This is a genomic window from Microcoleus sp. Pol8_D6 (genome assembly GCF_036700965.1).
Taxonomy (GTDB): Bacteria; Cyanobacteriota; Cyanobacteriia; order Cyanobacteriales; family Microcoleaceae; genus Microcoleus.
In genome coordinates this window covers 1-14,190 of the sequence record NZ_JAUBPW010000069.1, presented here as the reverse complement: position 1 = coordinate 14,190, position 14,190 = coordinate 1, and the positions used below count along the sequence as shown (strand labels likewise).

Here is a 14,190-nt window from a genome sequence, read left to right as displayed (position 1 = left end):
CTAGAGATTTTGCCGATTTTTTGACAGATTAATTGCTGGGCACGGATAGCGGCTGGTTCTCTTGGCACCGCGCCTACAAAAAAAGCTTGTAATTTATATTGAATTATGCAATACTACAAAATGAACAAGTCTGGTTAAAGAACGATCGTGAGGTTTGTACTGAGGAGGGAGAGTTATCAAAGCCCTAAAAGCCACAGGACAAACCATTTGATTATCAAAATCAACCGGACTTGATGTGAGTTCAGCGTCAATAAAATCGAACAATGGCACGCTTAAATCAGATTATTGCGATCGAAAAAGGCATCAAAAGCCGCTCGGTTCAAGAACTGGCAGAAGCTCAAAAAGCTCTCCAGAAGCCCGCTGTGCTTTCTGGAATCTCCCGCACTTACCGTCCCAAAGACGAAGAAGGCGAACAACTGCCGCCAGAGTCCAAAAAAGTTGAAGTCAAAGCCGAAGAGATTATCCGCAAAACAACTGAAGTTTTGACGAAACTCTTCGACGTAACCGCAACCAAAGATTGGACAAATTGTAGCGCCCGTGCTGACGTTACTGTAGACGGAAACGTGCTTTTGAGCCAAGTTCCCGTCAGCTATTTGCTATTCATTGAAAAGCAGTTAGCAGATTTGCAAGCATTTATCAAAAAACTTCCCGTCTTAGATGCTTCCGAGACTTGGAACTTCGATGCTTCGGCAGATTGCTGGGCCACAGAACCGGTGCAAACTCTTAAGACTTTTAAAACTCCGCGCAATCACGTTAAAGCTGAAGCTACCGAACACCATCCGGCTCAAGTCGATGTTTATTACGAAGATATTACGATCGGCTATTGGCGGACTGTCAAGTTTTCTGGAGCTTTGCCAGCACGGCGGATCAATGAGTTGCTTCAAAGGGTGGAGATCTTGCAGCAAGCTGTTATGTTCGCCCGCGAAGAAGCTAACAATTTTGAAGTTCACGAACAGAGAGTGGGAGAGCGAATATTTCAATTTATTTTCCGCTAAGAGCTTGCTTTTTTGATAGTTATGGTTTAAGATATAAACAGAGTACAAGTTTAAACTCAAACTTCAACTTAAACCGTACAAATGTGACAGTGCAGGTTCGACTCCTGTCCCTCCTACCCAAAATAGAGCGCAAAATAGGGGGGTAGCCCAATTGGCAGAGGCAGCATTGCGTACAAATTCAACAGCAAGCTATTACTCTAAACTCAGCATTCACCGCCGATCGCTAAAACGAATGTCAGGAAAATCACATCATCGAGGTTGCTGGCTCATATCCAGCCCCCTCTACCAAACGCAGGGGGGTAGCTCAATCGGTAGAGCGCGATGCTATTAATCTTAAATCCTTGACTTAAATGTGATAGCGTGCCCAAATGGGCGGTAAATATAAACCCAGTAGTAAGGTCAGAACTGCTGGGTTTTATGCTAATTTATCAATCAAAGTGATACGACTTCCCAAAAAAGAATGCAAAAGCAAGCTCTAAACCGATACAGCGTCAGTCATTGCCAATCTAAAATCTAAAATCTAAAATCTAAAATGGTATGATTTACTGCATCAATCCTCAATGCGAACAACGCGAAAATCCTACTGCTGCTCAAAATTGTCAGGCTTGTCGCACCGATTTGTTAATTGCCGATCGCTATCGTATCCTTAAACCAGTGCGATCGCCCAATCCCGCACGCCCCACAGACATCTTTGAAGTCGAAGATTTGGGAACAGGGGAAAACGAATGGGGAACTGTCAAACTTTTAAAAGTCTTGAAACACAGCCACAATCCCGATTTAGTTCGCTTGTTCAAGCAAGAAGCGCGAGTTTTGATTTGGCTGGCCGGAAAGGGTTCAGTTCCCCATGTCGAACCTGACGGTTATTTCCCAATTAAACTCCCCCATAACTTCCAGAAATTGTCTTGTTTGGTGATGGAAAAAATTAGCGGAGAAAACTTGGCAGAATTCTTAACTAAAAAACAGTACGTTTCTCAAAAGCTGGCTCTTGATTGGCTGCAACAAATGCTTCGTATTTTGCAGGAAATCCACAAACATCATGTAGTGCATCGGGATATTAAGCCATCCAACCTGATGGTTGAAGCCCATGGGAAATTGAGATTAATTGACTTCGGCGCCGCCACAGAAGCAGAGATAGAGACCGCACCCATAGGTTCTGCTGGATACGCTGCACCGGAACAAATTCTAGGTAAAGCAGGCGTGCGATCGGACTTTTTTGCCCTGGGGCGTACTTTTGTACATTTATTAACAGGCATACAGCCAAGCCACTTTCCCGTTAATGAAAAAACTGGTAAAATTAATTGGAGGAACCAGGCTGTAGATATTGACCCGTTACTCCTAGACTCGATCGACGAATTGATCGAACCGCTACCAGAAAATAGACCTGAAAATACCCAAGTTATTTTAGAAAAATTAAAAATTTATGAAGGAGACCCCCTGCAAAAGGGGGACACAACATCGCTTCAATAAATCTGTTCCAGCAGGCGAAAATCCCGCTCAACTTCTGCCCACAAAGCCCGATTGTGAGGGTCAGTTTTCACAGCCTTTTTCAAATAAATTCTCGCCTTATCAACCTGCTTTTCTCCGATCAAATGCCGTCCCCAGCGCTGATAGGCGATCGCCTGCCACTGACGCACCTCCAAATCTTCGGGCACCCGCTGGGCCAAACCCTCAATCAAGGCGATCGCCCGCGGGAACCTCTGATATTTCAGCAACTGCTGCAACTCAACATAAGCATCTTGCTTTAATTTTTGTTCCACCGCCGACAGATCCGCATTAGATTGAACCCCGGCCTCTTTTCGAGTCACTTTAACTGCCTGCGGTTGAGCTTTCACCCTCTGATCCGGCGGTGTCGAAGTAGGCGGCACAGTTGAGTTGGCAACTTTCGACCCCGCAACATGGTGGGGGGCAACATTCACCAGGAACTTATAAGCCTCAGTAATAGCAATAAACTTATTCTTAGCCTGTTCGTTTCCCGGATTCACATCGGGGTGATACTGTCTGGCTAACTGCCGATAAGAGGCCTTAACTTGCGATAAACTCGCGCCAGACCTCAGTCCTAACTGTCGGTAATAATCTGCAATATCCATTTAGCATGAATGAGCGTTTATAATACCATTAAATATGGCAGAATCCTTAAATGTAAAGATTCTGCCAAAATTTATTGTGAACTAGGTTGTAGTGCGAGGGTTGCCCGCACTACTGAGGCGAAAAAACAACTTACGCACGCTCTTCGATCACTCTGTCAATCAAGCCGTATTCCTTAGCTTCCTCAGCGGACATGAAATAGTCGCGATCCATGTCCTTCTCGATTTTCTCGATCGGCTTGCCAGTATTTTTAGCGTAGATATTATTGAGTTCGTGGCGCAGGCGCAGAATCTCTTTCGCCTCAATCTGAATATCCGTTGCTTGTCCCCGCGTCCCCCCAGAAGGCTGGTGAATCATGATTCGCGAGTGAGGCAAAGCTAACCGTTTCCCCTTCGCACCGGCAGCTAACAGGAAAGAACCCATCGAAGCAGCCAAGCCCACACAAATCGTCACCACGTCCGATTTAATGTGCTGCATGGTATCAAAAATAGCCATGCCTGCCGACACCATCCCACCTGGGGAATTGATGTACAAAATAATATCCTTACCTGAATCTTCCGAATCGAGATAGAGCATCACAGCGATGATTTGATTGGCAATTTCATCGTCAACGTCCCTGCCCAAGAAAATAATCCGTTCCCGGTAGAGGCGATCGTAGATATTAATCCACTGAGTATCATAACCACCCGGCATTTTGTAGGGAACTTTTGGCACACCTATAGGCATAATTCGGAACTCCGTTTAGTTGGTAATTGGTGAGCGGGCAATTGGTTGTGGTTTATTAGTTATTTGTTACTTGTTATTTCAGGTTTTTTAGTTTTGGCTATAATGACCACTAAACCATAACCAATAACTAATAACTAATAACTAATAAGCAATAACCGAATTAGATAACTCCTGCAGGCAGCGGTTTCGGCAATTCTTCCGAACTTTCAAGAACGCGATCGATCAAACCGTATTCTTTAGCTTCCTGGGGCGTCATGTACAGCAACCGATCCATATCTTTAGTAATCTTTTCGATCGGTTGGCCAGTACAGCTTGCAAAAATCTCAAGCATCGTCGCTTTATTTGCCAGCACTTCCTTAGCCCGAATTTGAATGTCGCTTGCTTGACCCCGCGTGTAAGCCTTGGGTTGGTGCAACACAATCGAAGCGTGCGGCAAACTCGCCCGAAAGCCTTTTGTACCAGCCGCTAACAGCATCGCAGACATCCCCATTGCCGAACCGAGGCAAATAGTGTGCACAGGCGGCTTAATGTACCTGATCGTATCGCAGATAGCGAAGGCTTCTGTTTCAAAGCCGACGGGTTCGCCACTGTAACCAGAAGTGCCGGTCGAGTTGATGTAGATTTTGATCGGCTTATCCGGGTCTTCGTACTGCAAGAACAACAGTTCAGCGATAATCAGTTCTGTTACCGCAGGCACTAGAGGCATCCCCAGATAAACGATCCGCTCCTTCAGCAACAGGGATGGCAAATCGGGAGGTGGCGTCCGAGAGTTACCTTCCCCGTAGTATGGCGATTGCACAGCTTTAATTGGTGTGTTCATATAACCGAAATGTTGCCTGAACTGATGGAGCTATTCTTAAAGAAATAGTAACGCAATCTTTAGGTATCCCGCATGAAAGTTAGTTTGCTCCCGGTTTTAAACGACCCTAACCTTGACGCTGCCGCGCCCTCGACGCAGCGCCAGCTAGCTATTTCAGTGTCTGCGACGGCAAGCTCGATCGACTCCAGCGTACCCTTAAACCTGTGCCTGATTCTCGACCACAGCGGTTCGATGGGCGGACGCCCCTTGGAAACCGTCAAACAAGCCGCCGGACGGTTGCTAGACAGGTTGAAGCCTGGGGATCGCTTTTGCGCGGTGGCTTTCGATCATAAAGCCAAAGTCCTCGTCCCCAATCAAATTGTAGGAGATCCCAGCAGCATTAAACGGCAAATTGAGCAATTGCGCTCCGCGGGCGGCACAGCAATTGATGAGGGCATTAAATTAGGTATTGAAGAGTTGGGCAAAGGCAAAAAAGAAGCTATATCTCAAGCATTTCTGCTGACTGACGGCGAAAACGAACACGGCGACGACAGCCGCTGTTTGAAGTTGGCTAAATTGGCTGCCGACTACAACATGACTTTAAATTCTCTGGGATTTGGCGATAACTGGAATCAAGATATTTTGGAAAAAATTGCTGATGCCGGCGGCGGTGCTCTGGCTCACATTCAGCGTCCTGAAGATGCGGTTGACGAGTTTGGTAAACTGTTTACCCGCGTCCAATGTGTAGGTTTGACTAATGCTTATTTGCTATTTTCCCTGATGCCAAAAGTGCGGTTAGCCGAACTAAAACCGATCGCCCAAGTTTCCCCGGATACGATCGAATTACCCGTACAGCAAGAGGGCGATCGCTTTATGGTGCGCCTGGGAGATTTAATGAAGGATATAGAGCGAGTAGTTTTGGCTAATATTTATATTGGACAGTTGCCCGAAGGTACACAGGCGATCGGGCAATTGCAAGTTCGCTACGACGATCCGACTGTCGGTCAAAATTTGCTTTCCGATCCTGTTGCAGTTTCTGCTAATGTCTTGAAAGTTTATCAGCCGGCTCTTAACCCGACTGTACAGCAGCACATTTTAGCTTTGGCTAAATACCGCCAAACTCAACTCGCAGAAACCCGATTGCAACAGGGCGATCGCGCCGGCGCGGCAACGATGCTGCAAACAGCAGCTAAAACTGCTTTGCAAATGGGCGATAAAAGTGCCGCAACTGTGCTGCAAACCTCTGCTACTCGTTTGCAATCTGGTGAACAATTGAGTGAAGCCGATCGCAAGAAAACTCGGATTGCTTCTAAAACTATTTTGAAGTAATCGGGCGATTTGAAATTTTAAATAATTTTAAATTGGGCGATCGGACAATTTGGTGATGCGAAATCGCCTCTACAAAAACGAAACCCGCGCCCAGGCGGGTTTCAATATTCTGAGTCTCGCCTGCAGAAAGCAAAAGTCAGTGTAGCCCGATTGTTTCAAGCTGTGGATCATGTAGAAGCTCGATCGTTTAGAATGTTTCTATCACCTATTAATAGTGCTTGTATGAACCAGACAATATCTGATAAAGTACGCTGGACTACCGCCGATTTAGAACTATTGCCCGATAACGGCGATCGTTATGAAATTATTGATGGGGAGCTATTTATGACTAGAGCACCGCATTGGGGGCATCAACAGACTTGTGGCAGATTTTTTTCTTGCCTTGATACTTGGTCGATGTCTACTGGCTTGGGACGAGTAGCCATCAATCCCGGCCTTATTTTCAGTGATGCTGATAATGTCATACCTGATGTAGTTTGGGCTAGCAACGAACGCTTGGCTATCTTGCTAGACGAAGCCGGCCATTTAACCGCCGCACCTGAGTTAGTTGTTGAAGTATTATCCCCCGGTGCAGACAATCAGAGACGCGATCGAGATTTGAAACTCAGACTCTATTCGGTGCGAGGAGTGCAGGAATACTGGGTTGTGAATTGGCAATTGCAGCAAATAGAAGTTTATCGCAGGGAACAAGCAAGTTTAAGGCTCATTGCTACACTGTTGAGCAATGATGAACTAACTTCCCCTTTGTTGCCCGGTTTTAGTTGTTCTGTAGCTCAAATTTTTGCCTAAATTATGAAATCATCCTTTTACAATTTAATTGCTACTCTAGTAATCTTTACTATCTTTGGTAATATATCCCCTGCTGTCTCTGCTAAATCCTCAGCAATATTAATAGCTCAAAAAACGATTGTTCAAAATCCTGCTGAAGATTTATTCAATAGTGCTTTAGCCAAATCAGAAGCAGGAGATATTCAAGGGGCGATCGCTGATTACACCGAAGCTATTCGCCTCAACCCCAACTACGCCAAAGCCTACAACAAACGCGGCATCATCCACGGCCGCAATCTCAAAGACTATCCAGCAGCTAAAGCAGATTTCGATCGCGCAATTGAAATCAACCCCAACTACGGCGACGCCTACTACAACCGCGCCAGAGTCCGCGAGTTCTTAGAAGACAAACCGGGGGCGATCGCCGATTATCATAAAGCAGCGGAACTTTATCAGAAAGATGGCAATACCAACGATTATCAAGATGCCATCAAGCACCTTGAAATGCTGCAAGAATAAATGGCTTTTGAAAACATATTATAATTATAATATGGTTAGTCTTTAACAAATAGCAATTATGATTGCCAACAAAAGTCACAAGTACGCATCCCCAGAAGACTATTTAGAAGGCGAAAAAATCAGCCCCATCAAGCACGAATACAGACAAGGCGAAATTTATGCAATGGCAGGAGCAAGTGATGCCCATGAAACTATTTGCATCAACTTAGTAAACTTGCTCACAACTCATATTAGAGGCAGAGGCTGTCGGATCTATGGGGGAAACATGAAAGCCAGAATTGAGCAAGCAGACGTGTTTTACTATCCAGATATCATGGTGACTTGCGATGAAAGAGATAGAAGCCTAGAATATTTCAAACGCTACCCGCGCCTAATCGTAGAAGTTTTATCTACAACAACAGCAGCATTCGATCGCGGAAATAAATTTGCCGACTACCGCACCTTAGAAACTTTACAAGAATACGTACTGATTAACCAAGAAAGAATCAGTGTAGAATCTTACCAGCGCAATGCAGAAGGGCGCTGGGAACTTTACCCTTACGCGGAGGGCGAAGAAGTTCGCTTGGCTAGCGTAGACTTTCAATGCCCGATCGCACAAATTTACGAAGATGTTCTAGGAATCAGTTAAAATAGTTGATCGCACAAACACCAAAAAACCATCTGTGTTCATCCGCATTCATCTGCGGTTAAACACTCCAAATTAACTATTTAAAAAATGCCCGAAACTTCCACCGTCACCATCACCGTACCCGCCACAACCGCCAACCTAGGCCCCGGCTTTGACTGCATCGGCGCCGCTTTAAGCCTCTACAACCGCTTCCAATTCTCCCGACTCGAACCCTCAGCAACAGAGAAAGTAAAAATTACCGTTACGGGCCAAGAAGCTGCCAAAGTAAAGACAGATGACAGCAATCTCGCTTATCAAGCTTTTCTCAAGTTATACGATCGCCTCAACCAATCGCCACCCCCTGTAGCGATACATATAGATATGCAAGTTCCGCTGGCTAGAGGTTTGGGAAGTTCCGCCACAGCTATTGTCGGTGGGTTAGTCGGTGCAAATGAATTAGCCGGAAAGCCTTTGAGTCAGGTGGAAGTGATGCAATTGGCGATCGAACTTGAAGGCCATCCCGACAACGTTGTCCCCGCTTTACTCGGAGGTTGTCGCCTCGCTGCTAGCAATCCACCCCCCCAACCCCCCCTTAGTAAGGGGGGGCTAAGAGAACAACCCGCCCTTACCGAAGCGGGGCTCACACAATCACCCCCCCTTAGCAAGGGGGGGCAGGGGGGGGGTTCCTGGGAAATTTGCGACATTCCCTGGCATCACAATATTGTGCCCGTGGTAGCCATTCCCGATTTTGAACTTTCTACAGCCGAAGCCCGCAAAGTTTTGCCAGCAGATTACAGTCGGGCTGACGCGATTTTTAATGCGGCACACCTCGGTTTGCTAGTGCGGGCTTTGGAAACTGGCAATGAAAACTGGGTGCGCTGCGCCCTCCAAGACAAAATTCACCAACCTTACCGACAATCTCTGATTAAGGGATATGAAGCGGTGCAACAAGCCGCCGTGAATGCAGGAGCCTATGGAATGGTAATTAGCGGTGCCGGCCCAACGCTTTTGGCTTTAACGGATGCTACTAATGCTGATGCGGTTGTGAGGGAAATGGCGGCGGCTTGGATGGAATTTGAGGTAAAGGCAGATGTAAGGGCGATCGGCCTTGATACTCAAGGCGCGCAAGTCTCCCTTTAGTTAAGTAGTTGGACAGAATTAATTACACAAAATAGAATCGGAAATTCTCTTCCTGTGAGCCTTGCAAAATTATATCTGTGTAAATATTTCTGTCCATGTACTTATTCCAATCCTAGACACACAACATCTACATAACCGTGTTTTGTAGGGGCAATCTCCCGTGGTTGCCCCTCTCGATGGAATTATTCATATTTCTATTCTCTTTTCGATAACTTCTGCCATTCCCTCTACAAAATTTTACCTGAAAAAAGTGCAGTCATTCTAGGGGCGGATTCACAAGAATTTCCGGCTACAACCAACCATTTCAAAAACCCGCCCCCACCAACGGTAAATACTGTTAATTAACTGTGACGCAGCGGAATCTCTATCTGAATTTTAGTGCCTTTACCCGGTTCGGAAAAACACTTGAACTCTCCTTTGTGCTGCTCTACAATTATCCGATAGCTGAGAGCAAGCCCCGATGATATGGGTGGTTCCGCAGGTTTTGCTCCCAAAAATGGATCGGAAATTTCGGCTGTGGTATCTTTGCTATGTGCGATGTCGTTATCAGCAATCTCAATCGAAATTCGCTGAGCATCGACCACCTGAGTGGTAATCAAAATCACAGGCTTAAATTTGATGGATTCCAACTCCTCTAACTCTTGAGCCGACTCTTCCAAAGCATCGATCGCGTGATTGATGATATTCAGAAAAGCTTGATTGAGCAGACCTGCATAACACTCAATCTGTGGCAAATTGCCGAATTGTTTGATCACCTTGATGTCTCGCCTTCCCTCGCGAGCCGGCAAGCGGTGCTGTAACAATAACAGAGTATTTTCTAAACCGTCGGAAACATCAAATAACTGCCAGCCCGATCGATCGCTGCGGGAAAAATCCTGTAGCGACAAAATTATTTGGCGGATGCGATCGCTCCCGGTACGCATCGAACTCACAATTTTTAATAAATCGTCGAGTACGAATTCCACATCCATATCTTGCTGCTTTTGCAGGATTTCCGATCCGGGATTGACTAGATCTTTTTGATACAATCGCAGCAGTTCTATTAAATCGGTCGCGTAGCTTTGGACGTGAGTTAAATTGCTGTAAATAAATGTAATTGGGTTGTTAATTTCGTGGGCGATACCTGATACCAATTCGCCCAAACTAGACATTTTTTCAATTTGCAACATTTGATCGCGCGACAGTTGCAATTCTTGCTGGGTTAACTCCAACCCCGCCCTCAACTCGCGCGCTCGCTTAGACGCGCGCACCCGCGCCAATAATTCCTGCTTAACAATCGGTTTAAACAGAAAATCGTCAAAGGGCGCATCCAATTCTTGGATTTCATCAAATTGCTCCGGTGTTGTCAGCAGAATAAAATAGGCTGTTGCCAATTCTCGTGAAGCGAAGCTATCCCGTAGGGAATCAGCTTTCACCAGCCGGCACACCTCCAAAAAGTTGATTTGAGGGGAAGTCCCGTCGCAAATTATCGCATCGGGGGACAATTCCCTCGCCAAGTCTAAACCCTCCTTGTCGTCGGGAACGACTCTCACCTGATGTCCCTCTTGGCTGAGTAACTCTTGCACAACTTGAAAAGTCACAGTATCCCCGATGATCGCCAGAATCTTTGCCATACTTCTACCAAATCTACAAATTACTTTTTAGGATACAACCGCCAGAATTGCGCTGACAGATTTAAAATTCCAAAATAGTTCAATTACATCAAAAAACAACCGATGCCCGCTTCCTCAAAACCCCAAATCGCCCATACCATTTTAGATTTTATATTTTAGAGCAAAAAATTGGGAATGATTTACTGTATAATAGTTGGGAGCTTGCCTAAAGTTGCATATCTTTTGGGGACTGGTATCACTAGAAGGTATAATTTTAGACGGGCAATGCAAAAATGCAAATTTTCTCCTTCGTAATTAATGGTACATCAGAGCTTTCTGCCGAAAGACTGCTGAGGGCGATCACAGAGAGTTTCTCAAATTGCGCCAGGAAACAATAAAAAACTTTAAAATCAATTAATAGTATCGTTAAATTCACCTTCTCGGTCAGCACCTGAGAATGCCAATTACCAACACCACCTCAACTTTGATTCAAGCCGAAACACTAGAACTATTAGAATGGCCGCGCCTGTGTCAGCACTTAGCTACCTTCGCGGCCACCAAACTTGGCGTCGCCGCCGCCCTCGACCTCGAAATCCCGGCAACTCAAGCTCAAACAGCAGAACTCCTAGCCCAAACTCAGGAAGCTTATCAGTTAGACAGCCGCGCTGGCGGTGCTTTGAGTTTTGAAGGCATCCAAGACATCGGCACTTCTCTGCAGCGAGCCGAACTGCAAGGTTTGCTCAGCGGCGAAGAATTGCTGGCAATTGCTACTACCCTCGCCGGAGCAAGGCAATTGCGCCGGATAATTGACTCTCAGGCAGATGTGCCGACGCTCAAAGAACTGGCAGCCCAATTGCGGACTTATCCCGAAGTAGAGCAAGAAATCCATCGCTGTATAGACGATCGCGCTCAAGTAGCAGACAGAGCCACTCCTAAATTAGCAGGAATTAGAGTTCAAATGCGACAGTTGCGCGATCGCATTTATCAAATATTGCAGGGGATTTTGCAGCGCCAATCCAACGCCGTACAAGAACAGCTAATTACCCAAAGAAGCGGACGCTTTGTCATTCCCGTCAAAGCTCCCCAAAAAGATGCCATACCGGGCATCGTTCATGACTCCTCGGCTAGCGGTGCGACACTGTACGTAGAACCCCACAGCACAGTCAATCTTAACAACCAAATGCGGCAGTTTCTCAGGCAAGAACAAGCCGAAGAAGAAGCAGTTCGCCGCGCCCTCACCGAGCAAGTCGCAGCAGTCAAACCAGATTTAGACAGATTGGTGGTGGTAGTTACAACTTTAGATTTAGCCGCCGCTAAAGCGCGTTATAGTTTTTGGTTGCAAGCAAATCCGCCGAAATTTATCGAATTGGGAGAGCCAGAATTAGCACCAAAAAACCCCGAAAAAGAAGATGACGAAAAAGAAGATGAGGAAAACTCAGAAAACAGTCAATTATTAATTCGTAACCTGCGATCGCAAATTACCCTGCGCCAGTTGCGCCATCCTTTATTAGTTTGGCAGCAACAGCACGAGCAAGGCTTTCCAGTCGTGCCAGTCGATTTAACGATCGGGCCGCACATCCGCGTCGTCGCCATCACTGGTCCCAACACAGGCGGCAAAACTGTCACCCTCAAAACCTTGGGCTTGGCAGCTTTAATGGCAAAAGCAGGAATGTTTGTTGCCGCCCGCGAACCTGTAGAATTGCCTTGGTTCGACAATATTTTGGCCGATATTGGTGACGAACAATCTTTGCAGCAAAGTTTGTCTACTTTTTCCGGTCATATCCGCCGCATCAGCCGCATTTTAGAAGTTTTACACAATAAATCGCAGGCCCAAGGGGAAGAAAAGTTAAACCTCCCAATTACTAATTCCCAACAGCAAGACCAAGAAGTCACAGATACACAGAACTCTGTTTCTGCTCTCCCAATTCTCAAACCTAAATTACAAATTCCCCAACCCCAAATCTCAATTACCAATTCCCAATTACCAATTCCCAAATCTTTAGTTTTGTTAGACGAAGTAGGAGCGGGTACAGACCCCTCAGAAGGCAGTGCATTGGCGATCGCCCTGTTGCAATATCTCGCCCAACATTCCCTATTAACAGTTGCAACTACCCACTTTGGCGAACTCAAAGCCCTCAAATATCAAGACTCCCGCTTTGAAAATGCCTCAGTAGAATTTGACGACAATTCCATGCAGCCAACCTATCGCTTGCTGTGGGGAATTCCCGGACGTTCCAACGCCCTGACTATTGCCAAAAGACTCGGTTTGCTACCAGAAATTGTCGAAGAAGCTCAAACCTATGTCGGGGGAGCCTCTCAAGATGTCAATCAAGTGATTGCTGGACTCGAAGCACAGCGCCGGAAACAGGAAACCAAGGCCAGAGAAGCAACTCAACTGCTACACCAAACCGAAAAACTGCACAGAGAAGTTTCTCAAAAAGCAGCCGCTTTGCAAGAGCGGGAGCGAGAACTAAAAATAGCTCAGGAAGTGGCAGTAAATGAGGCGATCGGGTCGGCCAAATCAGAAATTGCTCAAATCATTCGTCGCTTGCAGTCGGGCAACCAGACGGCTCAAAATGCCCAACAAGCTACAGAAACCTTAAATCAAATTTCCCAAAAACACCTGCCTTCTCGCCAACAACCGGCTAAACCCAAACCGAGTTTTATGCCGAAAGTGGGCGATCGCATCCGCATTCCCAGCTTGGGCCAAACCGCCGAAGTCCTCAGCGGCCCCGACGCTAACGAAGAGTTGAGCGTCCGGTTTGGGATTATGAAAATGACTGTCAAACTAGGAGAAATTGAATCCCTCGACGGTGAAAAACCCGAAACTAAAGCTCAATTAGCCAAGGCGGCCGCCCAAGCACAAGCACTCGCTGCGGCTAAAGCTAAGCAAGCAGCGGCGGAACCTGCAAAACCAAATCCCGAAATCGCCATTCGCACTGCTAATAATTCGATCGACCTACGGGGTGCGAGAGTCTCAGACGCAGAAATCGAAATAGACAGAGCTCTTTCCAAAGCCGTGGAATACGGAGTGCTGTGGATAATTCACGGCAAAGGTACGGGACATTTGCGGCGCGGGGTTCACGATTTCCTCGCGAATCATCCGCAGGTTTCCCGCTTTGAACTCGCCAGTCAAAAAGAAGGAGGTGCAGGCGTGACGGTGGTTTATTTGAAATAGTCAGGATTTACGCATTTCCGGTTGACTCGTAATTATGTTGTATGCAGCCAAACAAGTCGCAACGAACATATCTATACTGATGCAACCGGAATGGATACTAGACTGCAAATCTGGCATAATTAAGAGTTGATTTCCCACTTTAGTAACTGCCTGACTAATGAAAAAAACTCCCTCAAATGAAGTTTTGGTGGGTGACTGTCGTGAAGTGATGAAGACATTGCCAGAAAATTATATTTCAGCGTGTATCACTGATCCACCTTATAATTATGAATTTATTGGTCATAAATGGGATGACTCAGAAATTCAAAGGCGTATTGAAAAAGTCAATGGCAAGGGAAATAAAACCCTTGTTAAAAACATTCCCTATGGCAGTGGTTTATACCAATTCTCCAAAATTATGCTACAGTATTTAGTGCCGATAGAATATAATCCCATCCCGTGATAGATGCGAT

The 14,190-nt window shown here is 46.1% G+C and carries 13 protein-coding genes; 9 read left to right on the top strand and 4 right to left on the bottom strand.

Annotation, left to right across the window (positions count from 1 at the left end; translation table 11 throughout):
- Positions 1 to 263 precede the first annotated feature (263 nt).
- Positions 264 to 995, top strand: a complete 732-nt coding sequence (locus QUA10_RS23105; RefSeq protein WP_333084918.1) for a DUF7873 family protein — start codon at positions 264 to 266, stop codon at positions 993 to 995.
- 537 nt (positions 996 to 1,532) lie between these two features.
- The gene (locus QUA10_RS23100) at positions 1,533 to 2,462 is read left to right on the top strand and encodes a serine/threonine-protein kinase (protein ID WP_333084917.1); all 930 of its coding nucleotides are present in this window, start codon (positions 1,533 to 1,535) and stop codon (positions 2,460 to 2,462) included.
- On the opposite strand, the gene QUA10_RS23095 is transcribed toward QUA10_RS23100, so the two are convergent.
- From QUA10_RS23095 to QUA10_RS23085, 3 genes are all read right to left on the bottom strand, one after another.
- Positions 2,456 to 3,082 carry a J domain-containing protein gene (locus QUA10_RS23095; RefSeq protein WP_333084916.1) on the bottom strand — a complete coding sequence of 209 codons (627 nt, stop codon included), beginning with the start codon at positions 3,080 to 3,082 and terminating at the stop codon, positions 2,456 to 2,458. The genes QUA10_RS23100 and QUA10_RS23095 overlap by 7 nt on opposite strands.
- Before the next feature lie 130 nt (positions 3,083 to 3,212).
- Positions 3,213 to 3,806: an ATP-dependent Clp protease proteolytic subunit gene (locus tag QUA10_RS23090; RefSeq protein WP_333084915.1), complete on the bottom strand. Its 594-nt coding sequence runs from the start codon at positions 3,804 to 3,806 to the stop codon at positions 3,213 to 3,215.
- Between the two features lie 160 nt (positions 3,807 to 3,966).
- Positions 3,967 to 4,626 (bottom strand): ATP-dependent Clp protease proteolytic subunit, encoded by a 660-nt coding sequence (locus QUA10_RS23085; protein WP_333038231.1) that lies wholly within the window; start codon positions 4,624 to 4,626, stop codon positions 3,967 to 3,969.
- A 72-nt stretch (positions 4,627 to 4,698) separates the two neighbouring features.
- Here QUA10_RS23085 and QUA10_RS23080 point away from each other — a divergent pair, with 72 nt between their 5' ends.
- The 5 genes from QUA10_RS23080 (at position 4,699) to thrB (ending at position 8,968) form a co-directional block, all read left to right on the top strand.
- On the top strand, positions 4,699 to 5,934 hold the full coding sequence (locus QUA10_RS23080; RefSeq protein WP_333084914.1) for a VWA domain-containing protein: 1,236 nt from the start codon (positions 4,699 to 4,701) through the stop codon (positions 5,932 to 5,934).
- 222 nt (positions 5,935 to 6,156) lie between these two features.
- Entirely contained in the window at positions 6,157 to 6,723 is a 567-nt protein-coding gene (locus QUA10_RS23075) for a Uma2 family endonuclease (protein WP_333084913.1), read from the top strand.
- Between the two features lie 3 nt (positions 6,724 to 6,726).
- Entirely contained in the window at positions 6,727 to 7,221 is a 495-nt protein-coding gene (locus QUA10_RS23070; protein ID WP_333084912.1) for a tetratricopeptide repeat protein, read from the top strand.
- Positions 7,222 to 7,279: 58 nt separating this feature from the next.
- Positions 7,280 to 7,849, top strand: a complete 570-nt coding sequence (locus QUA10_RS23065) for a Uma2 family endonuclease (protein ID WP_333084911.1) — start codon at positions 7,280 to 7,282, stop codon at positions 7,847 to 7,849.
- A gap of 87 nt (positions 7,850 to 7,936) precedes the next feature.
- Positions 7,937 to 8,968 (top strand): homoserine kinase, encoded by a 1,032-nt coding sequence (gene thrB, locus QUA10_RS23060; RefSeq protein ID WP_333084910.1) that lies wholly within the window; start codon positions 7,937 to 7,939, stop codon positions 8,966 to 8,968.
- 341 nt (positions 8,969 to 9,309) lie between these two features.
- Here thrB and QUA10_RS23055 read toward each other — a convergent pair whose 3' ends face one another.
- Positions 9,310 to 10,581 carry an ATP-binding protein gene (locus QUA10_RS23055; protein ID WP_333084909.1) on the bottom strand — a complete coding sequence of 424 codons (1,272 nt, stop codon included), beginning with the start codon at positions 10,579 to 10,581 and terminating at the stop codon, positions 9,310 to 9,312.
- Between the two features lie 463 nt (positions 10,582 to 11,044).
- Between QUA10_RS23055 and QUA10_RS23050 the strand changes: the two genes are divergently transcribed.
- Positions 11,045 to 13,738, top strand: coding sequence for an endonuclease MutS2 (locus tag QUA10_RS23050; protein WP_333084932.1), 2,694 nt, complete (start codon positions 11,045 to 11,047; stop codon positions 13,736 to 13,738).
- Between the two features lie 157 nt (positions 13,739 to 13,895).
- Positions 13,896 to 14,180 (top strand): hypothetical protein, encoded by a 285-nt coding sequence (locus tag QUA10_RS23045; protein WP_333084908.1) that lies wholly within the window; start codon positions 13,896 to 13,898, stop codon positions 14,178 to 14,180.
- The last annotated feature ends 10 nt before the right edge of the window (positions 14,181 to 14,190 follow it).